Source organism: Clostridium sp. MCC353, assembly GCF_018785315.1.
GTDB lineage: Bacteria > Bacillota > Clostridia > Lachnospirales > Lachnospiraceae > CHH4-2.
In genome coordinates this window covers 1-21,424 of record NZ_WQPN01000034.1, presented here as the reverse complement: position 1 = coordinate 21,424, position 21,424 = coordinate 1, and the positions used below count along the sequence as shown (strand labels likewise).

Annotated in this window: 14 protein-coding genes and 1 tRNA gene; 7 read left to right on the top strand and 8 right to left on the bottom strand. The window is 47.5% G+C overall.

Going from position 1 to position 21,424, the window contains the following annotated elements:
- Positions 1–6: 6 nt before the first annotated feature.
- A tRNA-Ser gene (locus GPL15_RS08525) sits at positions 7–94 on the bottom strand.
- A 218-nt stretch (positions 95–312) separates the two neighbouring features.
- Here GPL15_RS08525 and ilvD point away from each other — a divergent pair.
- Together ilvD and GPL15_RS08515 are read left to right on the top strand one after the other, a co-directional pair.
- Positions 313–1,995 carry a dihydroxy-acid dehydratase gene (gene ilvD, locus GPL15_RS08520; RefSeq protein WP_252198213.1) on the top strand — a complete coding sequence of 561 codons (1,683 nt, stop codon included), beginning with the start codon at positions 313–315 and terminating at the stop codon, positions 1,993–1,995.
- 338 nt (positions 1,996–2,333) lie between these two features.
- Positions 2,334–4,856: a DUF2339 domain-containing protein gene (locus GPL15_RS08515; RefSeq protein ID WP_215697977.1), complete on the top strand. Its 2,523-nt coding sequence runs from the start codon at positions 2,334–2,336 to the stop codon at positions 4,854–4,856.
- 105 nt (positions 4,857–4,961) lie between these two features.
- On the opposite strand, the gene GPL15_RS08510 is transcribed toward GPL15_RS08515, so the two are convergent.
- The 5 genes from GPL15_RS08510 to GPL15_RS08490 form a co-directional block, all read right to left on the bottom strand.
- A complete protein-coding gene (locus tag GPL15_RS08510; protein WP_215697974.1) occupies positions 4,962–6,173 on the bottom strand; it encodes an N-acetylmuramoyl-L-alanine amidase in 1,212 nt (403 codons plus the stop codon).
- Positions 6,170–7,249 (bottom strand): tRNA 2-thiouridine(34) synthase MnmA, encoded by a 1,080-nt coding sequence (gene mnmA / locus GPL15_RS08505; RefSeq protein ID WP_215697972.1) that lies wholly within the window; start codon positions 7,247–7,249, stop codon positions 6,170–6,172. The genes GPL15_RS08510 and mnmA overlap by 4 nt, the downstream gene beginning before the upstream one ends.
- A gap of 34 nt (positions 7,250–7,283) precedes the next feature.
- Positions 7,284–7,721, bottom strand: a complete 438-nt coding sequence (gene nifU / locus GPL15_RS08500; protein ID WP_215697970.1) for a Fe-S cluster assembly scaffold protein NifU — start codon at positions 7,719–7,721, stop codon at positions 7,284–7,286.
- A gap of 51 nt (positions 7,722–7,772) precedes the next feature.
- Positions 7,773–8,960, bottom strand: a complete 1,188-nt coding sequence (nifS, locus tag GPL15_RS08495) for a cysteine desulfurase NifS (protein WP_215697968.1) — start codon at positions 8,958–8,960, stop codon at positions 7,773–7,775.
- A gap of 443 nt (positions 8,961–9,403) precedes the next feature.
- The gene (locus GPL15_RS08490) at positions 9,404–11,116 is read right to left on the bottom strand and encodes a cell wall-binding protein (RefSeq protein WP_215697966.1); all 1,713 of its coding nucleotides are present in this window, start codon (positions 11,114–11,116) and stop codon (positions 9,404–9,406) included.
- A 434-nt stretch (positions 11,117–11,550) separates the two neighbouring features.
- Here GPL15_RS08490 and GPL15_RS08485 point away from each other — a divergent pair, with 434 nt between their 5' ends.
- Positions 11,551–13,056: an oligosaccharide flippase family protein gene (locus tag GPL15_RS08485; protein WP_215697964.1), complete on the top strand. Its 1,506-nt coding sequence runs from the start codon at positions 11,551–11,553 to the stop codon at positions 13,054–13,056.
- Positions 13,057–13,126: 70 nt separating this feature from the next.
- On the opposite strand, the gene GPL15_RS08480 is transcribed toward GPL15_RS08485, so the two are convergent.
- Both GPL15_RS08480 and larA read right to left on the bottom strand, forming a co-directional pair.
- Positions 13,127–15,295: a UvrD-helicase domain-containing protein gene (locus GPL15_RS08480; RefSeq protein ID WP_215697962.1), complete on the bottom strand. Its 2,169-nt coding sequence runs from the start codon at positions 15,293–15,295 to the stop codon at positions 13,127–13,129.
- A gap of 171 nt (positions 15,296–15,466) precedes the next feature.
- Positions 15,467–16,744, bottom strand: coding sequence for a nickel-dependent lactate racemase (gene larA / locus GPL15_RS08475; protein WP_215697960.1), 1,278 nt, complete (start codon positions 16,742–16,744; stop codon positions 15,467–15,469).
- Between the two features lie 294 nt (positions 16,745–17,038).
- Here larA and GPL15_RS08470 point away from each other — a divergent pair, with 294 nt between their 5' ends.
- From GPL15_RS08470 to GPL15_RS08455, 4 genes are all read left to right on the top strand, one after another.
- Entirely contained in the window at positions 17,039–18,850 is a 1,812-nt protein-coding gene (locus tag GPL15_RS08470) for an acetylxylan esterase (RefSeq protein ID WP_215697957.1), read from the top strand.
- 95 nt (positions 18,851–18,945) lie between these two features.
- Positions 18,946–19,848 (top strand): MurR/RpiR family transcriptional regulator, encoded by a 903-nt coding sequence (locus GPL15_RS08465; RefSeq protein WP_215697955.1) that lies wholly within the window; start codon positions 18,946–18,948, stop codon positions 19,846–19,848.
- 303 nt (positions 19,849–20,151) lie between these two features.
- Positions 20,152–21,054, top strand: a complete 903-nt coding sequence (locus GPL15_RS08460; RefSeq protein WP_215697953.1) for a hypothetical protein — start codon at positions 20,152–20,154, stop codon at positions 21,052–21,054.
- A gap of 8 nt (positions 21,055–21,062) precedes the next feature.
- On the top strand, positions 21,063–21,332 hold the full coding sequence (locus GPL15_RS08455) for a helix-turn-helix domain-containing protein (protein ID WP_215697951.1): 270 nt from the start codon (positions 21,063–21,065) through the stop codon (positions 21,330–21,332).
- The last annotated feature ends 92 nt before the right edge of the window (positions 21,333–21,424 follow it).

Here is a 21,424-nt window from a genome sequence, read left to right as displayed (position 1 = left end):
AATGAGCGGAGACGGAGGGATTCGAACCCTCGTGCCGCTTACGCGGCAAACTGATTTCGAGTCAGTCTCGTTATGGCCACTTCGATACGTCTCCATAAGCTAACTGCTTTATTATACACGACATTCCACGATTTTGCAAGATCATGGTTCCTTTGATTTTACATTTTTTGACCGGCTATTCCGGTAAGGGACTGCGGACAGAATAATGACGGCCGTTCAGCCGGACTGTTATCTCATAATTATTTAAGAAAATGTTTACACGATTCCTCCGTATTGGTATAATTGTCTTATCATTAATAAAGGAGAAGAAGGATGAGCGAAATAAACCATGTCGGTATTTTTAATACCGACGAAATGATGACAAACAAAACTTTATGGAAAGCCGCCGGTTTATCTGATGACGATCTGGACAGACCGATTATAGGAATTGCCAATTCCTTTAATGAGATGGTTCCGGGACATACAAATCTGCGCCGGGTTGCCGAACAGGTAAAGAACGGGGTTTACCGCGGCGGCGGCACACCGGTGGAATTCGGGGTGATCGCATGCTGCGACGGCGTGGCTACCGGACATATTGGAAATAACTACGTGCTTCCGTCAAGGGATAATATTGCGGACAGTATCGAAATCCAGGCCCGGGCCCATAAACTGGACGGCCTTGTGCTGCTGGGTTCCTGCGATAAGATCGTACCCGGTATGCTGATGGCGGCCGCCCGCCTTGATATCCCCTGTATTTTTGTGGCTGGAGGCTGTACGCCAGGCGGCGCTCCATTTGCCCATAAGACAAAATCGGATTCCACCACCATAACAGAAGCTTTAGGGCTTTGGCAGACTGGGAAATGTTCCAAAGAGGACATCCAGAACCTGATTACCGTCAGCTGTCCTACCTGCGGCTCCTGCCAGTTTATGGGAACAGCCAATACCATGTGCTGTCAGGCGGAAGCCCTTGGATTATCTTTAACAGGTTCCGCACTCATTCCGGCCCCTTATAATGAGCGTTACCGGGACGCACTTAGAAGCGGTGAAAAAATAGTGGAACTGGTTAAAAAAGGAATTACCAGCCGGAAGATCATGACAAAAGAAGCGCTTATCAACAGCATCAAGGTTCTTATGGCTGTGGGTGGTTCAACCAATGCGGTAATCCACACCTGCGCAGTGGCTTATGAGCTGGGAATTCCGGCTGAAGAGATTATGGAAGCATTTGACCGGATCAGCGATGAGATCCCTCATATTGCAAAGGTGAGCCCGGCTTCCAATACATATGACTGCGAAGACCTGTACAAAGCGGGCGGCATCCCTGAAGTGATGAAAGTGATCAGGGATCATCTGGATTTAAATGTTATGACAGTAACCGGTAAAACGCTGGGTGAAAATATTGATTCCTATGTAAACATGTACGCTCCAAATCCGGAAATTATCCGGCCTTTGGACAATCCTCACAGCACATTGGGCGGTCTGGCAATCATGCGGGGAAATCTGGCTCCTGATACGGGGGTTGCCAAACCGGCTGCCATCGCTGAAGAGGCACGGAATTTCACCGGCACCGCCATTTGCTTCGATTCCGAAGAGGATTGTACAGAAGCGGTGAGAAACCAGTTGATCAAACCGGGACATGTGGTGGTAATCCGTTACGAAGGCCCCAAGGGCGGGCCTGGTATGCGGGAAATGTACCAGCCGCTGAAGATGCTGTATGGACAGGGACTGAACAAGACGACGGCATTAATTACGGACGGACGCTTCTCAGGAACGAATAACGGCTGTTTTGTAGGCCACATTTCACCGGAAGCCGCCGCAGGGGGACCCATCGCTTTTGTGGAAGACGGGGACCAGATCACAATCAATGTCTACACGAAAGAATTAACCCTTCATGTAAGCGATGAAGAGCTGGCGAGAAGAAAAGAGAACTGGCATTATGAACCGAAGAAATTGACCGGATATCTGGCCAGATATGCAAAACTGGCTAAATCCGCGGACCAGGGCGGCGTTCTGGAATAATTGAAGCGCAGAAACCAGCAGAAAGGCATAAACCAATCCTTTCTGCCGTTTTTTCTTTATGCTATTTATGATTTAACAGCTATCATTTATTATCTTAGGTCCGCTGTCCTTTTTTTTATCTATGACATTCCTTATGTATATAATTAGAGAAAACTTCATCAAAATGTAAACTTTCGCCCGGGAATCGCAGTGGAAAACAACATATGAATATGCTACACTAATTATATGATTTCGGGAACGCGCAGTATGAAGAAATCCACAGGCATCTGGGGGCAAAATACCTTTGACCCCTTCATCATTCTATATAACATGGCCAGTATTAAAAATAAGGGGTATGTATGGACAAGTATGAAGATTTCAAAAAGTTGAGCAACGATTTGGACGGAATCCGCAATACCATTGACGGAATTGACCTGGATTTGTCTAAGAAAGAGGATCTGGACATCCTCATCGACCTGCGCAAAGAGCTGGACGATGTAATCTACAAGGCGGTGTCCTATCAGGCATTCCAGAAGGGCTACGGCCTGGGGCTTGGAAATGCCACAATCAAAGACCATATATTAACCGGGGATAGGGTGGAAACTATATCCAGGGATAGGACGGAAACTGCATCCGGGGATAGGACGGAAACTGCATCCGGCGGCGTATTGACCGGAGCGCCGGATGTCAGACCGGCAGGCAGTATGGCATCTTTCACACCGGACGTCATAATATCTCATGATGTAAACTGCACCATAACGGCGGGAACCAATGATGCATTGGCAAATGAATCAGTTCATGCATCGGCAAACGAATCGGTTCATGCATCGGCAAATGAATCAGTTCATACATCGGCAAATGAATCAGTTCATGCATCAGCAAACGAACCAGGCAGCCTATCGGATGCCATGTCAGCCGTACCGGCGCCCGCTCTTCCCCCACCTTCCGGCAAAACCTACGGACATCAGGAGAAAAAGGAAGTCTTCTCAGAAAACAGCATAGGGAAATATCTGATCGGCGTGCTGGCTTCTTTGTTGATTCTTGCCGGTGTTGCGGTTCTGGCCGCAACGCTCTGGAACTACATCTCTGATCCAATGAAATTCACCCTGGTTCTCCTCATGGGACTTTTCATGGGCGGACTGGGATTATTCCTGGCGGAAAAGAGCAGTAAGTCCAACGCCTTTCACATGAGCCTGATGGGCTGCGCAACGGCCATTATCTATTGTGATTTGATCGCCGCAAAAATGGCCTGGGCCCTGTTTCCCGATCCAGTGATCCTGCTTCTTTTTATGGTCTGGATGGTATCCGGCTTCGTTCTGTCCAAAAGGCTTCAATCGGATATCATGTTCGCCATCATCCAGATCGGAAATGCGGTTTCCATCCTGTTAACCGTTCGTCTGATGGAGATCGGGCCCTCCCTGTGGCTGATTCTTTTGTTCGTCATTTGTACGGTCGTGCTCACAACCTTTTATGCGGGGCAGGGATTTCATAGGGCCAACAGCCTGGCCTCTTCTTACCTGACAATTATCGCCTATCTGCTGATCTGTTCCCGGCTGGAGCAGCTCCTTCTGGATTACCAGGCAGAGGGGGATTACTCCGTCATTGTTTCCTGCAGTCTGCTATATCTGGGACTATTTGCTTTTTCAGCCTTTCTTTTCTGGCTGGTCCCCGGCTGGATTCGCGGATTTTGCGACAGCACCTCCAAATGGCTGACCGCTTCCCAGCTTCTGCTCCTTGCGGTTGGAGTTGTTTTTATCAAAGACAGGATCGAAGATCTCCATGTTTTGTCCGGCATGATCTCCAAACCGGCCCCGGAATTAATGTTCTTTCTAATTCTGATGGCCGCATTGATTAAGAAGAAGACGAGAACCTTCTGTTTTATGGTTCTCTCCGTCAGCCTGGCCTTCCTCCTATCCGATCTGTCAGTGTTCTATTTTGACAATTTCGGAATTCTGCCGGCCCTCATGTGTCTGGCCGCAGTGGTCTGCGGGCTCCGTTTTAAGGATCTCTGGCTGAAAATAGGGGCGGTGGTCATTTATTCACTCACCACCTGCAGCACACTGATTTACAGCCTGCTCAATCTCTTTACCAGCGCATTTAACTCTGAAGCGGGCATCTGCATTCTCCACAGCCTGTTGATTCTCATCCCCTGCGTGGTGATTGCAGATATCGTTATAAACAGGGAGCAGGCCCTGAAAAGAAAGATACTGGCATTGGTCTGCCTGGACAGCGCGGTTTTTTACGGTTTTCTCATGTTCTTCAATCTGAAGCTTTGGATGATGTGGGGGACCCTGTTCGCTGCCGTGGCTTTTGGCGTCTTCGCCAGAATACCGGTATTTAGAGGGGATAAATTATGCCGGATACACAATCTGGCCGGACATGGCCTGGTTCAGGTCTGTCTGTGGATTTCCCTGTCCGGTTACTGCAAACCTTGGGAAATGGCCATAGGATGCCTGATCCTGCTCCTGTTCACAGCAAAAATTGTTTATGAATCCCTGGAACATATGAAACAATCCGGCGGACATCTCCTCCCTTTGATCAGCTGTATTCTGATGACAGTCAACGCGGTGGATGTGCTCCATAAGACCCCTCTGGGCGATTATGGCATTTTAACCAGCCTTACCTGTCTTCTGGCAGCCGGTTTCTGCATCGTCCTCGGTTTTCAGTGCAGAGTAAAACCGCTCAGAACTTATGGGCTGATCCTGGTTATATTCAGCGTTTTAAAAATGGTTACATTTGACATTTCTTCAACTGATTCCATTATCCGCGTGGCGGCCTTTATTGGCGGCGGGCTTTTATGCTTTGGAATCAGCTGGGCCTATAACCGGGTGGATAAGGAAGATAAGGAACAGGACTCCCAACAGCGTAATGCAAAACAGTAAATTAAGACAGTTCCGATAAGTCTGGACTGTTACATTAAAACGTCAAGGCATATTCGAACATGCCTTGACGTTTTAATGTTAATCACTATGTCATTCCTGTAACATTCACTGTCCAAAATACTGGTTCACTCCGGCCACAAGCCCCTCTCCCAGCGTATTCAGCGTGGAACTGGAATAATCAGAGGCTTTGTCTCCCAGTTCAATATCAATGGACGGCACCGTGGAATAGGAAGTCTGGGTTAAATCCATCTCCATGGATCCGCCGGAAAAGATCTTCACACCGGCCGCTTTCAACCCGGATATCAGGCTCTCACCCAACGCATTGTGCTGTTCCCAATGGGATTTTACCGGTTCCATGGCTCTGTAGCTGGAATTGCTGGGCACGCTCATATAAAATGCGCCCTTATTGCTGGTGGTGGAATCCCAATGAAGGGCGATATGGCAGTCCGCCTTGTTATTGGCCATCACAGTTCTGGCTACGTTGTCCAACTGGACATCGTCAGATTCCCGGATCATGAGGACATCATAGCCTGCCGCTAAAAGTTTGTCCTTAAATACCTTTGCCATAGCCAGTGTGACCACTGATTCAGCAGTGCCGTCCGAAAACTCCATGCCGCCGGACACCGCAACCGCGCTGGTAGCTCCGGCTCCTGTGGTACCTCCGGTTACTTTAGGACTTCCGTCAGGATGACAGAGGGTTTTCACGCTGGAACCGCCTTTCGTTCCATGGCCCGCGTTGACACAGACTGTAATGCCTTTCCGGTCTGCCGCTTCTGAACGGTACATCATGGCTGACCCGCTGTTGATCTTGGAAAATTCAGCATATTTCCAGGATGAGTCAAAGGAAACAGCCCCTCCCTTCACATCTGAGGACGCCTTGGTCTCCTTTGTTTCTTCAGTTTCCGGCTCCGTTTCAGGCTGCTGGACGGATAAATACCGGGACGATATGTAGCATTCTTTCTCCTGGTAAATCACCCGGCTCCAGGATTCATTGCTGCCGGTCCTTCTCAGCTCAGTTCCCTTTTTTAACCGCTCGATCACTTCTGAATCCGGGGCGGTGCTGGTCCTTAAATTGACATCGTCGCCAGTTACATAGACCACTTCATCCACCGTTTCATAGGCTTCTGAAGTCTCCGTAGTGACAATTGTCTCTTTCTTGCTGGCTTCCGGCTCGGCTGCCTGGCTTTCGGTTTCAACTGCTGCCGTGGTAACCGGCGTCTCTATGGGATCATATTTACCGCCGCAGCCGGTTAACAGGATTGTGCCGGCTGTCAATACAGCGATAACAGGCGCTATCCTGCATTTTGTAGTTTTCATAGTATGGTTCCTCCTCCGATGACATAATCACCATCATAAAATACGACGGCCTGACCCGGAGTCACTGCGCGCTGCGGTTCTTCAAACACGCATTCTACAATTCCTTCTTCTGCTTCTGAAATCGTGCATAAAGCGCCTTTATGGCTGTACCTGATTTTGGCAGATACCTGCATCTCTTTTCCATGAAGCCCGTCAATGGCCATCCAGTTCAGTTTATCACACCTGAGCTGTTTGGTAAAGACGTCTTCCGAGTTTCCGATCACCACTTCGTTGGTTTCCGGCCTGATAGCCGTCACAAAGACCGGATGGCCCATGGACAGGTTCAGACCCTTTCTCTGGCCCACGGTGTAATGGGTGATCCCTTTATGACGGCCGATCACATTTCCATCCAAGTCCACGAAATTGCCGGGAACCAATTCTTTATCCGTGTTTTCACTGATAAAACGGGCATAATCATGATCCGGAATAAAGCAGATTTCCTGGCTGTCAGGCTTATTGGCCACATTAAGGTTAATCTTAGCCGCGATTTCACGGATCTCATCTTTGGTATACTGACCCACAGGCATCAGCGTATGGGAAAGCTGATACTGGGTCAGGTTATAGAGGGCATAGGTCTGGTCCTTGGCAGCCGTTGCCGATTTCTTCAGGGCAAATCTACCGCTTGGGAGCTGCTCAATCTGTGCATAATGCCCGGTTGCAATGTAATCCGCACCGATGTCCAGGCTCCTTTTCAATAAGGATTCCCATTTCACATAGCGGTTGCAGGCAATACATGGGTTGGGTGTTTTTCCCTGCACATATTCATCCACGAAATAATCGATCACATGATCTTTAAATTCCTGCTTAAAATTCATCACATAGTACGGAATGTCCAGTTCCCAAGCCACCCGTCTGGCATCATCCACCGCGCTTAAACCGCAGCAGCCTCCATTTTCTTCCTGGGCCGTCTGGTCTTCGTCCTGCCAGATCTGCATGGTAACGCCTACCACGTCATATCCTGCCTCTTTCAATAAATAAGCCGCTACAGACGAATCCACGCCGCCGGACATTCCCACCACTACTTTTTTCTTATCCATCTCAACACCTTTTCCTGGAAATTTTCAACCGGGATTAATACTCTTCGTTTTCTTCCTCTTCTCCAATATCGGATTTTGGTTTGGACAAGCCCTTGATTTCAATGTTATTTTTCTGAGCATAGTCCCAAAGAGCAGCATGGATGGCTTCTTCTGCCAGCAGGGAACAATGTATCTTTACAGGCGGAAGTCCGTCGAGGGCCTCGCAGACAGCCTGGTTTGTCACTTCCATGGCTTCCTGAACGGATTTTCCTTTTACCAGTTCGGTTGCCATGCTGCTGGTAGCCACGGCGGCGCCGCATCCGAATGTTTTAAATTTCACATCACGGATAATCTGGTTTTCGTCGATATCCAGGTAAATTCTCATGATATCTCCACATTTTGCATTGCCTACGGTTCCTGTTCCGCTGGCATTCTCTATCTCTCCAACATTTCTTGGATGCTCAAAATGATCCATAACTTTCTCTGTGTACATAAATCTCCTCTTTTCTTCCCCTTACTTTGGGTAAATATTCCGTTTTCTGTATTATTTGCGGGCCTGACGGCGGATGTAGTCTTCATAAAGCGGTGACATATTTCTCAAATATGCCACGATCTCTTTAATCTGATCTGCAACGTAATCCATCTGCTCTTTCGTGTTTTCTTCATTTAATGTCAGACGCAGGGAACCATGGGCGATCTCATGAGGAAGGCCGATGGCTAGCAGCACATGTGACGGGTCTAAGGAACCTGAGGTGCAGGCGGAACCGCTGGAACCGCAGATTCCCGCCATATCCAGCTTGATTAACAGGGATTCCCCTTCAATAAACTGAAATGCAAAATTCACATTGTTTGGAAGACGCATGGTTCTGTGGCCGTTAATCCGGCAGTAAGGAACTTCCGCCATCACGCGCTCCATCAGGTAATCTCTAAGCTCTGTTTCCTTTTTCGTCCGTTCTTCCATGGTATTCATGGCGATCTCCGCCGCCTTTCCAAGTCCCACGATTCCCGGAACATTCTCCGTACCGCCGCGGCGCTTGCGCTCCTGGGCACCTCCATGGATGAAGGAACGGCTCTTGATGCCGGTGCGGATATATAAAAATCCGATTCCTTTCGGACCGTTGATCTTATGGCCGCTGGCGCTGAGCATATCTATATTGTATTCATCTACATTGATCGGGACGTGGCCATAGGCCTGAACCGCATCCGTATGGAAAAAGATGCCGTGTTCTTTTGCAATGGCGCCGATCTCTTTCACCGGCTGGATGGTTCCGATCTCATTGTTGGCAAACATGATGGAAATGAGGATGGTGGTGGGGCGGATGGCCTTTTCCAGTTCTTCCAGCTTGATCACGCCATTTTCATCCACATCCAGATAAGTGACTTCAAATCCCCGTTTTTCCAGATACTCACAGGTATGAAGCACTGCATGGTGCTCTATTTTACTGGTAATGATATGGTTTCCTTTGTTCTGGTATGCCTCGGCCGTCGCCTTGATGGCCCAGTTATCAGATTCGGTTCCTCCTGCTGTAAAATAGATCTCGTTGGTTTTCGTTCCAAGAGACTGGGCAATGGTTTCCCTTGCGTGGGAAATCGCCTTTTTACATGGAGTTGAAAATTCATAAACGGAGGATGGATTTCCATAATGTTCTGTAAAGTATGGAAGCATCTCCTGCACGACCTCCGGCCGTGTCTTTGTCGTTGCTGCATTATCCAGATAGATAATATCTTTCATAAGTGTATTCCGCCTTTCTGTAGAATTAAAGTTCAAAGCTTCACCTACAGTTTCTATTATATAATATATTCATAGAATTTCAATAGGAATTATCATTTTCATTATTAAAATGTTGGACAAGGCCAAAAACAGGCAGCAATTCCTATTTATTATGGAAAATTCTATCTTAGTATAACCGGCCGGAAGTGCATTTATGTTCTGATCTTTTTTATAAACTCCAGCCTTCTCATATCATTCCCCTCATAATCCTGCGAATCCAAAACCGGCAAAGCTGGTGCAGGAATAATTTTATATTTAATATGAGAACTTTTCTTTTGAATAAAAAAAGCGCCGCCCCGGAGATGAAACAGTCACTCTTTCATCCCGCGGGGCGGCGCTCCATTTATTCTTTTGGAGGCATATTTATGATGTAATTTTCAAATCTTCAGGCAATTACCGATCCCTTAGTTTTTCTCGTAAACCGCTTTGATCTTTCCACCCTTAACTTCGTAGATGAAATCATCGCCGTCTTTTGCGTTGCTCTTGTTGTCAACTACTTTACCGGAAGTATTAACCAGTTTGTATTCGAAACCTGTTTCAGCGTTCTGAGCCTTGAATGAGTAGTAAACTCTGTCTTCGTCGTATTTCACTCCGCTTTCGATTACTTCTTCTTTGGACATGGTTCCGTTAATGAATTCGTCAGTGGTCAGCAGTTTCATACCGATAATCTTGCCGTCTTCATTCTTCTGGATTTCAACTACAGAGTACTTGTCCTCTTTGTCTGCTTTCAGCAGTTTACCCTGCTGGTAGTATTTGTCGTTGTCTTCACCGTTCTTGCCGGCTCCCTTGGTGCTTCCTGATTTTGTGAATAAGAAGCTGAAGTTCTCGCCGTCTAAGTCGATTGTCTGTGTACCTGTCTTTAAGGAGCCGTCTTCATCTTTACCGAAGAAGTAGCAGTATGTAGTGTTTCCGCTTTCGCCTGTGAAATCAGGTGCAACGCCGTCTTCTGTGTTGTAGTCTTCGCCGTTTACAAATGCGGTGAATTTTTCTTCTGTATCATACCACTCATCATCGTGAACTGCTACGATGCTGTTTTTGTTTGAATTTTCAACAGTGACAAATTTCAGGCCGCTGATCATTGCGCCGTACTGGTCAAAGGCGTATTTCTTGCCGTTGATGGTCTTGAATTCGCTGGCAACCAGCTTGCCGTTACTGTCGCTGTAGTACCAGTTGGCTTCATCATCATCGTAATCCTTGCTGTTTAAGTACTCAGCAGGAACTACCTGGAACCAGCCTTTGTTCACTCTGGCGCCGCTTTCAGGGCTTCCGTAGAATCTCCAGGACTGTGATTTCTCAGCAGTTGACAGTGCATCGAATGCATTGGAATCAGAAGCTACTTCTTTTGCAGGATCTGCGTTCATTCTCCACTCTGCAACCATTCTTCCGTACTCATCAAATGCGTATTTCTTGCCGTTGATGGTCTTTCCTGTTTCATTGATGGTTTTCTTTCCGCTTGTCTTGAAGTAGAACCAACGGTCCTGTTCTTCATCTGTAAATGCGGTGTCAGCGTCAAATCCCTTGGTATCTTCGGATGCATTGTCATCGATGATGGAGATTTCCATCCAGCCCACTGTCATTGCGCCGTCGTTTTCATCGCCGAAGTAGTAAACGCCTTCTCTCCAAGCGTCATCGCCTGTCTCTCTGCTTCCGTCGTCGTTCACCCAGCCGTAAAGCATCTTTCCTTCTTCATCAAATGTATATTTTTTGCCGTTGATGCTCTTTAAGCTGACTTTGTTGTCAGATCCTTTTAAAGCTTTACCATTTGCCTGGAAATAGTACCAGTGGTTTGCCGGCTCTTCTTCATCTTCATCGTAATCTTCATTTTCAACAGCAACCCATCTGTTGGTTACCATCACACCATTTTCGTCTACATAATAGTAGTCGTCACCGGATTCAACCAGCATATCCACTGCCATGTAACCTGACTCATCTAAGTAATACCAGTTGTCTCCTGATTTTTTCCACTCGTCTTCTACACGTGATCCGTCTTTTGCATAGTACACCCATGTACCATCTTCTTCCTGCCAACCTGTAGCTGCGAAAGAAGCCATGGAAGCTCCAAGTGCCATCAATGCTGTTGCAGATAATACCGCAACTAATTTAGTCTGTTTTCTCATGTTGTTCTCTCCTTTGAATTTCTTGTTTACAGTTACAAGCTTCGTCGGTTTTCCCGATCTGTTTTGTTTCACTCACATCACGCTGCCTAGTATATAACACGGATTTTAAAAAAGCTATAAACTTTCTCTGTGCTTTTTTTTACGCATTTTTACAGGCTGTGATAAGAAATTGTAAGAATGAATAATATGGTAAAATGTAGTGAACAACACTCGGTAAAATGGGCCTTTCCGGCCTTTCCCATTATATGGAACCGTGTAAAATGGGGCTGGAACCAGTTTCCAGTTGACAAAAAAAATGAAAAAAATATTTTTATCCCCATTTCAGGCTGGATGGACGTGGTAAATTTTCCTGAATTAAGGATAATTTTTTTCCCCGCTGTATATTTGATTCTCCCGGGGAATAGATTATATCAATATATTCTGACGGAGTTCCCATGACCGATTTTTTCAAAAAGCATACGCTGATCACAGGCACCCTCCTTCTGACCATGACCGGTTTTCTGACACGTGTCCTGGGCTTTTTCTACCGTATTTTCCTTTCAAGAACCATTGGGGCGGAAGGTCTGGGACTTTACAACATGCTTCACCCGATCTTCGGAATCTGCTTTGCCCTCTGCGCAGGTTCGATCCAGACAGCCATTTCCAGATTCGTGGCTGCCAACCTGTCAAAGGGAAAGGCGGTTTTTCGGACCGGCCTGGCAATTTCCCTGTCCATTTCCATCCTGCTCTCCCTGCTGATCTGCCAAAATGCCGATTTCCTGGCTGTCAACGTGCTGTTGGAGGCGCGCTGCGCCCCTTATCTTCCGTTAATGGCTTTATCGGTTCCATTTTCTGCGGTTCATGCCTGCATCAACGGTTATTATTACGGAATCAAAAAGACAAAGGTGCCTGCATTTTCCCAGGTGGTGGAACAGGTGATCCGTATGGGGGCTGTGTTCTTCATCGCCAACATCCTGGTGGAATCCGGCCGGGAGATCACCGTGCACCTGGCAGTTTTAGGCCATCTGGTGGGAGAAATGGCCTCCTGCCTGTATACCGTCCTGGCCTTCAGCCTGTTTTCACCGGAATCGGCCAAATCCCCTTACGGCATTTTTGGAGACTTTAAGGAAATGGCCTCGCCGCTCATGGCCCTGGCCCTTCCGCTCATGGGGAACCGGCTGGTGCTCAACGTCTTAGCCAGCGCGGAGGCCATCTGGATTCCCAGTTGTTTAAATGCCTTTGGCATGACCGATTCGGAAGCGTTCAGCATCTACGGCGTGCTGACCGGCATGGCCCTTCCCTTCATCCTGTTCCCTTCCACCATCACCAACTCCATGTCTGTGCTCCTTCTGCCCACGGTTGCGGAGGCCCAGTCGGTGGGAAATGACAACAGAATCGCGTCCACCATCGCCATGTCCTTGCGGTACAGCCTCTATATGGGCATTTTGTGCATCGGCGTCTTCACATTGTTCGGAAATGAACTGGGCACCAGCGTATTCCACAACGCGGATTCTGGGGAATACATCACGATTCTGGCCTGGCTCTGTCCATTTCTCTACCTGGCAACCACCATGGGCAGCATTTTAAACGGTTTAGGGCGTACCACCACCACCTTTGTACAAAATGTGTGCGCCATGATCGTCCGGCTGGCTTTTGTCCTCATCGGCATACCCCGGATGGGAATGCTGGCCTATCTGTGGGGAATGTTAGCCAGCGAACTGCTTTTGTCGTCCCTCCACCTGATCTCATTAAAACGGCTGGTGCCGTTTCGCTGGGATCCGCTTAATATGCTGGTGAAACCTGCGGCATTTCTGATGATTTCCATAGGGATTTATCTGGCTCTGTTCGATCTGTACCGGTTTAAGACGGGATTTTCCCTTTTTATCGAAACTGGGGTACATATTATGTTTCTCTGCGTTTGTTATGGGGGGCTGCTGATGCTGTTTCATAAGAAGCGGTAGGATTTGCGCCATATAAAAAAGCATTGCCTATGGCTGTTTCATGCAGCCGGAGACAATGCTTTTTATATCTCTACAACAACGGGCTGGCCTCTCCTTTACAGAACACATTCAGTCTGTGAAGGGCTCTGGTACATGCAATGTATAACAGTTTCCTGTCATCATCACTGTGATAATTCTCCGAATCCGCGTCACAGACCAAAACTGCATCGAATTCCATGCCCTTGGACAGATAAACCGGAATGATAAATGCGCCCTGAAGGTCGGTCATGCTCTCACTTCCGATCAGCTGCAGCTCCATCCTGTCTTTTAACTGCTCAAACAGGCGTGATGCATTTCTGCCGTTTTTACAGACCAGGCCAATGGATCCGTATCCTTGTTCCAGGCATTTTTCCACTTCTGAAATGATCAGGCCATTTAAACCGTCCTGATCCGGGGCCGTGTAAACGTCCGGCGCCTCTCCGCTTCGGTTAAAACTCTTGATCTCCGGCCGGCGGCCGATGAACTTCAAACCGTATTGCAGAATTTCATTGGTGCAGCGGAAACTTTTGTCCAATACGATGAGAGAGGCTTTCTTCTTATTTAATATCCTTTTGATCAGGTCATAAAGAGAAATGTCCTCCTCTTTTTCAAGGGTCTGGTTCATATCCCCTAAAACCGTATATTTCGCGCCGGGGAACAGCAGATTGAATATTTCATATTGGAGGGGATAGTAATCCTGGGCCTCGTCGATCACAACCTGCCTGATATTTTTATATTTGCCGGTTCCGTAGATTTTCAGTTTTAAATAGGTCAGCGCCGCCGCATCATCGTAATACAACGTGCCGCTGTCCAGATTTTCCCGGGTATACCGGAGGATGCGGTTCATGTTGTCCGGCATCTCAATCCCCTCAGCCAGGCCGTAAAAATACTCTTTATCTGCAAAAAGACTTCTATAGAGATTTAAAAGCTTCAGTTCTGTAAATCTGCGCATCTCATTAATCACAAGCACTTCTTCTTCTCTGTTCATGTGCAGTTTATCCGATCCCCTTATGGCTTCCACCACAAAATCTTCCAACTGTCCCAGCTTCATGCCCAGAGGGACGTCCGGCCTGGCAAGCACCCTCTCTTTCAGCATTTCTCCGCTCACAATGCGCTCGCCTTCATAGCAGATATCTTCAAATGGAATCCACCGGCGGGGAATATCGCTGATAAAACGGTTTAACAATTCGGCAAAACTCCTGGACATCTTAAATTCCATGCTGCCTTTTATCACGCTGCGGTATTTACTGCTGCTGGCGGTGATCAGGTTTTCTAAAAATTCGTTTCTCGGCTGGATGCGGCCCCGCTGCAATATCTCTGAAACCATCTCTTCAAACACCACGGAAACCACATTGCTTTCCCCAAGCTCAGGCAGCACATTGGAAATATACTGCTCAAACAGCGGGTTCGGGGAAATGATTATGATGTTATGGGCAGCCAGTTTATTTGACAATCCCTGGTACATGAGATAAGCGGCTCTGTGGAGAGCGATGGAAGTCTTGCCGCTTCCCGCCACTCCCTGAACCATCATCAGGTCATTTTCCATGTCACGGATCACCATATCCTGTTCCTTCTGTATGGTCTCCACAATGGTTTTCATCTTGGGAGACGTGTTCTGGGACAGCAGTTTTCTCAGAAATTCATCCGTAATCTGGACATCCGCGTCAAAAAAATACTCTAAAATCCCCTTTTTTATCTCGTACTGGCGTTTTAAGGCCACTTCTCCCCGGATTCTTCCGCCGGGCGCATCGTAAAACGCAGGCCCTGTGACAAAACGGTAGAAAACACCGGCAATGGGGGACCTCCAATCATAAATGTACATTTCATGGGTTTTCTGGTCCTTCAAAGAAGCCCGCCCGATGTAGATGTTTTCAAACTCCTCTTCATCCTCAAATTTAAAGTCAATCCGGGCAAAATAAGGGGACTGGATCAGGTTCTCCAGAATCGAAATTTTATTTTCCACCTCTTCATAATCGGCGATCTTTTCATTTACCGGGTCTAAATACTGGCTCAATTCCGCCAGCGCTTCAAAATCCTGGGATGAACTGAGATTTGAAATCGCATGTGAGGTATTCTCACGGATCTCTCTTTTCGCCTCAATGATTGCCGTTTTCGTGTCCTCATTGCGCTGTTTCGCCCGTTTTAACTGTTCCTCTGCCAGAGAAACAGTCTGTTCCAGTCTTTTGTATTCAAACTCCAATTCCGTCTGCATATGATTCATTATGATAGCCACCTCTTCCTGGGTTTACCCATTCTGCCAAACAGTTACGCTCACACAAGTCTAGCATAGTTGAAACGGAAAAAACAGTCTTGTTGGAGACGCCAATCTATGGTAAAATAAGGGTAGTAAAAAGGTGATCGGCATACAAGCCCAATCACCTTTTTCCTGTTCTTATGATTCTTCTGCCCTCAAAATGTTGGAAATCCCCTCGGGAATCACTAAGACATTTCCTCTGTATCCCAGCAGTTCATCCGCTTTCTTTAGAGCGTCTTCTATTCTGGCCGCAGGTATCATATGAAGATCCCTGACCGTCTCCTCATCGGCCGAACTCACAAATATCACCGGATGATCCATCAAAACCCGGGCAAATATCTGGGACTGCCACTGGTCCGGCACCGTCTTGTCCTGAGGCGTATTGAGGATTTCCTTCATCACATCCCCTGCAGTGAAATGATTTTTAAACGTGCGGTAAAATTCATCGCCCCCGATTCCGTCCCCGCACTCCGCGGCCATGATGATGATTCCCCCCGGCCTGCAGACCGCTTCTGCTGTGGTCATCCCCTTGACCGCCTGGTAGATATTCTGATCCAGCGGATAACCGTTGTTCGTAGTTATAACGATATCCGCCTTTGGAGCTTCGCTTCTGCAAAGTTCATCCAAAAAACGGCATCCTGCCAGATGGGCGTCTCTGCCGTCTCCGGCAAATGCCCCGATCACCTCTTTTTCGGAATTAATCACCACATTGACTATGAATTTAAGCCCCGCCATCCGGGCTGCCGCCGCCATATCCTCATGAATCGGATTCCCGTCCAGAACCCCGCATCTGGAATTGGGGTCTGCGATCAGACTGGAACAATGGTTCCCCCACACGCTCACAGCCGCGGCCACGCCAGGAAGCACGCTCTTTCTTCCTCCGGAATATCCGGCAAAGAAATGTGGTTCGATAAAGCCTTCCGCTGCCAGCAGATCCGCATTGGCGGCGATTTCATTGATTTTCAACTCCCCGCCGGAAGGCAGAGTGCCCATTGAAACAAATGACCCGTTCAGGCAGTCATGAACCAGGATTTTTTCTTTGGAAACGATCTCTTCTCCAAACTTTTCCACCAGTTCCGCTTTCGTAGTCTCCCTGTGGCACCCGGTTGCGATCAATAAGGTGATATCCGCCTCCGGGTTTCCATCCCTGATTTCACGGAGCATAGGGGGTATGATCCGTTTGCTTGGCACCGGCCTGGTATGGTCGCTGCAGATGATCACAATATTCCTGGCGTCCCGGGCCAGGTCTTTCAGCCTGGGGCTGCCGATGGGGTTTAACAGCGCCCGGTCGATCAGTTCTTCCTCGCTAAATTCTGAAGTCCAGTCATCCAGGCGGCTGTGGATCACTCCTGATACCCTGTCATCCGGGACTTGGGCCTGAATGCGGCCTTTTCCATATGGTAAATCGATTTTCATAGGTTCCTCCGATATTTGTTTTCCAATACTAATATAAGGAATATTATATCAGAAAACCGGCAGCCCCTCAATCGGGAAAACATTCTTTCATCTTTTACTTCCCTGCTGCCAGCGGTATTTCCTGGCCACAGTCCGGTTAAAAGCCGGATATAAGCAACCGTTTTGCAGAATCTCCTTTGTTTTTACGACAAATGCTGCAACCCCCTTGCAATCTGATTTCAAAACATTTCACCCCGGCTGTCTTTTTCTTATAATGGCTTCATGACACTATAAAATCAAAAAGGGGGATTTTTTATGAAACAGACGAAAGAGAAACCGGCGCGCCTGACGGCATGGATATTTGCCGTTCTTGCGGCGCTCACTGTCATGATCTGGGGAATGCAGACCAATTGGGGGGCTGTGAAAATCCAGCGGCTGACCTTAATTGGAGAAAATGGAACAAAGCTGAGTTCATTGATCTATATTCCTAAAACGGCCACAAAAGAAACACCGGCTCCTTGTGTGGTAATCTATCACGGCACATCCAACCAGGCCCACAGCAACGACACCTGGAGCATGGAGTTTGCCCGGCGGGGGTATGTGGTGCTCTCGCCTGATATGAGCGGCGGCGGTCAGTCTGATGTGACCGGAGACCGCACCTCCCAGGGGATCACGGCGGCTCAGTACGCACTCACCCTTGATATTGTAGACCGGGAACAGGGGCTGAATCTGATCGGCTATTCCCGGGGCGTGCGCACCATTTCCCACGTGTATCCGGAACTTTCCGACAGCATTAATTCTTTGGTAGCCGTATTTGGCAACTACCGCTGGCCGGAAGCCGATGTGGATGCCATTGACACCAACATCTGTTTTGTAAAAGCTAAGGCAGACCAGTATGATTTCATCAATGCCGGTGATGCAGATGCGCTTCAATCCATGTTAAGCGGGCTTTTCGGCTTTCCGGAACCGTTGGCGCCCAACAGCGATTATGACAGAAACGGCAGACTGGTCCGCTATGCGGTCATCGACGATGCCCTTCACCAGACTGCCAACATCAGCAGCCAGGCAATTTCCGTCATCCTTCAATATGTAAATGACGTGGCTCCCGCGCCGAATCCATTGGATGTCAATGACCAGGTCTGGAAGGGACAGCAGATTCTCTCCCTGGCCGCGGCCGTCACCATGATATTTTTTGCAGCGGCTTTGGCCGGATTGCTGCTTCAAAATCCATTTTTCGCAGGCATTAAAACTCCAATGCCCGCCAACCGGGGGCTCAGGGGCAGGAAACTGGCGCTCCAGTATTTTGTGGATATCCTGATTCCTACTATTTTATTTATCCCGGTCTCTTCATGGGGAATGGCATGGTTTAAATCATCCAAAATCCTGACTTCCACTAATTTAAACGGCATCATGCTGTGGCTGGTTTTCCTGGCAGGGATCACCGGAATTACTGCATTCGTCGGAATTTTAAAGAAAAAAAGAACCGGGGAGAAGATCTTCTTATCGGACTTCCTTCTGGGGCCCGATGGTGAAACAAAATTCAAATATTCCAGTTTCTTCAAAGCTCTGCTGTTAGGTGCAATCGTATCTTTTATCGTCGTATCCTGGCTCAGCATAATTGAGAATTTCCTTGGAATTAACTATCAGTTCTGGTGTATTGCAACCATGCTCAGGCTGGGGCCGGCCCGCTTTATCAAAGCCCTTCCCTATGTGGTTATCATTTTCTTCGTCATGTATGCAAGCTGTCTCAACATGCTTACTAAGCGCCGTCTTCCTGAAAGCGGCAATGAAAGAAAAGATATGATTATGGCTGTTTTAATCAATACCCTGACAGCGGCGGCTCCCCTTGCCATTCTTCTCACCATCCAATATGGAGGAAGTTTAATCATCGGCACCGGACAGACACCATTTTCGTCCACGTTAGCCATGAGCCATTCAGGCAGCGCTTTGGCATTCAGCACCGTGGGCGCCCTGGATTATTCCTTTGGATACTGCTTTATGATGGGAGGCGGCTCCGCTATCTGCACCTATCTCTATAGAAAGAGCGGTAACATCCTGGCCGGGCTGCTTACCGGATGTATGTTCTGCGGATTTATTACAGTGGCGGCATTTACACTGGCAAGATGATGCCGGAGCAAGATAATGCCAGATAAGTTTCGTTTGACTTTTCTTCCTTTTTCACCGTATAGTTAAGGGAGAAAAAAAGGAAAAGGAGGATCGTCATGCTATTGCAGCAAAAAATGCAGGAGATTGAATTGTCTCCCACCGGCCGCAGCATATTGGACTTTATCGTGGATCATCAGGATCAGATATCGGATTATTCCTTAAAAGATCTGGCCTGTGCTACCTTTACCTCACCGTCGACGGTTGTCCGGGCTGTCCAACGGCTGGGGTATAAAGGGTGGCCCGATTTTAAACAGGAATTTTTGGATGAGGTGGAGTATTTAAATAAGCATTTTAAACACATTGATGCAAACCGGCCATTTGAGCCGACTGACAATATTATGACAATTGCAGGAAAAATCAGCCAACTGGCCTGTGAAAGCATCTCGGATACCATGGAACTGCTGCATCATGACGATCTGCAGAAGGCGGTTCAGATTTTGAAAAAATCCGATAACATCTCCATATTTGGAATCAATCTTTCTATGGGAATCGCGGAAAATTTCAGGTACCGCATGATGAGAATCGGGAAGCGGGTTACCTTTATGGGGCATAGAAGCGAAGAAGTCTTCCAAGCTTCCATGATGACGCCAAAAGACTGCGCCATCGTGCTTTCCTACAGCGGAGAGACCAATTGGACCAGAAGGGTGACTAAATATTTGAAGTCGCATGGGATTCCGATTATTGTAATCACCACTTATGGAGATAATTTTCTGAGGCGCAAAGCATCCTGTACTCTGACCATTTCAACACGGGAACGGCTTTATTCTAAAATCGGCAGCTTTACCAGCGACCAGTCATTCTGGCTCATTTTTGATATTCTATACGCCTGTTATTTTGCATCCGACTATCAGAATAACTGGGATAAGAGGATCAAACTTTCTAAGGATTGTGAGCCGATTGATTCTTCTGAATCGGAGATTATTAAGGAGGAGTTCTTCCGAAGGCCGGTTGTGGAATGAAAATACAGGTGTTTTTCTTATATTCCTTTGGGAAACTGCGGATAAAACAGGGCTGTCGGGAACGGCAGCCTGCGGCTTGTATATCTTCTCATAGCCTATCCTTCTGATTTTGGTACAATACACTATGTCAAAACTTGAACCGGCTCTTTGGGTATAGCAGGCTGGGAATAAAAACCATATTTTAGGAAAGATATGGAATATTTAATGGTGTTGTGTTATACTTACTATTAAATAGTAAGTAATAAGTAATAAGTAGTAAGTAACAGGTGAAAAATGACAGGATAAATCCAAAGGAGGCGGATCATGAAGGAATATACATTAGCCCAACAATACACATTAACTGCCATAGACGGGCAGGAAGCGGTTCATATGTCCCAGGCCAAGCTGGCCGTCTGCCGGGGAATTGCAGCGGCAAAAATGCTGGAACATCTGTTTTTATCCGGAGAATCGGCTGAGAAAGATGTTTTGGAAAAGAAGCTGGACGAGGAATTAAAAAAGATCCAGGGCATGGGCAAAAGAGCGGCCCGCGATCTGGAACAAGAAATGGTAAGCCTGCTGAAGGCGGACGGAACGCTGGAAGAAATCCCGGATTTGATGGCCTGTGATATCAATTACAGTACTATGAACATGGAACTCAGGGCTTACCGCTGTCAGGAAGACATTTACAGGAAGATCACGGAGGGAATGCGGGCGGAACTATTGGACGGCGGGGAAGTCTCTCTGGAAAGCCTCTGCCTTATATGGTTATTCCGGGAAAGCGGCTGTATTCCCGAACTGTTTTCTTCCTCAGAACAAAATCAGCTACTCAGCCGCATGACAGAACTCACAGCCTGTAACCCTGTTGCCAGAATTCTTTGGAATACCGGATTTTCCCGTTGGACGGAGCGGCTGTCACAAAACTTTCTGAACTTTAAAAGGGAAATCTTCAAAAATCCGTATCTGGAGGGCGTAAACCTGTTATTTCCATTTTTGGAAAGAAGGCAGGCAGTTTTTATCGACTTTGTGGTGCTGGGAACCAGCGTAGCAGACAGACGCCTGGCCGTACTGGCTTTTCTCTCAGAAAAGGGGCATTACGTCCAGGAGGTGCCGCGGGGTTCTGAAACATTGCTGAAGATAGACAATTATTATTACCGGATTTTCCCGATGACAAGGACTTATAACAGGATACCGGTCCAGGGCGCCAATCTGGTTCCGGTTTATAATTAGGTGATCAGATGTCGAGACAACGAACCATAGAAAAAATCAGCGCTTCCGAATATGTTTCCATCGGTGAACTGGCACGGCTGACGGGGTGCAGATACAGCACATTGAAATTTTATACGGAAGAAGGGATGCTCCCGTTTGAACAGGAGGAGGAGAATCTCACACGGAGATATAAGAGGGAGTTTACTGTGAAAAGGATTGAATTTATTAGAAATTTAAGGCAGGATGGAAAATCTGTTTCTGACATTAAGCTGATGCTCTATGAGGATTGTGCCGGATAGATGGATTTTTTTACATAAGGGGTGTTACAAGAAGGCGTTTACAGGAAGGATTTTACATGAAGGGTGAAGCCATTTTCGAAAATGGCTTCACC

Excerpts from the sequence above, each read along its gene's own strand:
- ilvD (WP_252198213.1), top strand. The coding sequence starts at position 313 with ATGAGCGAAATAAACCATGTCGGTATTTTTAATACCGACGAAATGATG.
- GPL15_RS08515 (WP_215697977.1), top strand. The coding sequence starts at position 2,334 with ATGGACAAGTATGAAGATTTCAAAAAGTTGAGCAACGATTTGGACGGA.
- GPL15_RS08510 (WP_215697974.1), bottom strand. The coding sequence starts at position 6,173 with ATGAAAACTACAAAATGCAGGATAGCGCCTGTTATCGCTGTATTGACA.
- mnmA (WP_215697972.1), bottom strand. The coding sequence starts at position 7,249 with ATGGATAAGAAAAAAGTAGTGGTGGGAATGTCCGGCGGCGTGGATTCG.
- nifU (WP_215697970.1), bottom strand. The coding sequence starts at position 7,721 with ATGTACACAGAGAAAGTTATGGATCATTTTGAGCATCCAAGAAATGTT.
- nifS (WP_215697968.1), bottom strand. The coding sequence starts at position 8,960 with ATGAAAGATATTATCTATCTGGATAATGCAGCAACGACAAAGACACGG.
- GPL15_RS08490 (WP_215697966.1), bottom strand. The coding sequence starts at position 11,116 with ATGAGAAAACAGACTAAATTAGTTGCGGTATTATCTGCAACAGCATTG.
- GPL15_RS08485 (WP_215697964.1), top strand. The coding sequence starts at position 11,551 with ATGACCGATTTTTTCAAAAAGCATACGCTGATCACAGGCACCCTCCTT.
- GPL15_RS08480 (WP_215697962.1), bottom strand. The coding sequence starts at position 15,295 with ATGAATCATATGCAGACGGAATTGGAGTTTGAATACAAAAGACTGGAA.
- larA (WP_215697960.1), bottom strand. The coding sequence starts at position 16,744 with ATGAAAATCGATTTACCATATGGAAAAGGCCGCATTCAGGCCCAAGTC.
- GPL15_RS08470 (WP_215697957.1), top strand. The coding sequence starts at position 17,039 with ATGAAACAGACGAAAGAGAAACCGGCGCGCCTGACGGCATGGATATTT.
- GPL15_RS08465 (WP_215697955.1), top strand. The coding sequence starts at position 18,946 with ATGCTATTGCAGCAAAAAATGCAGGAGATTGAATTGTCTCCCACCGGC.
- GPL15_RS08460 (WP_215697953.1), top strand. The coding sequence starts at position 20,152 with ATGAAGGAATATACATTAGCCCAACAATACACATTAACTGCCATAGAC.
- GPL15_RS08455 (WP_215697951.1), top strand. The coding sequence starts at position 21,063 with ATGTCGAGACAACGAACCATAGAAAAAATCAGCGCTTCCGAATATGTT.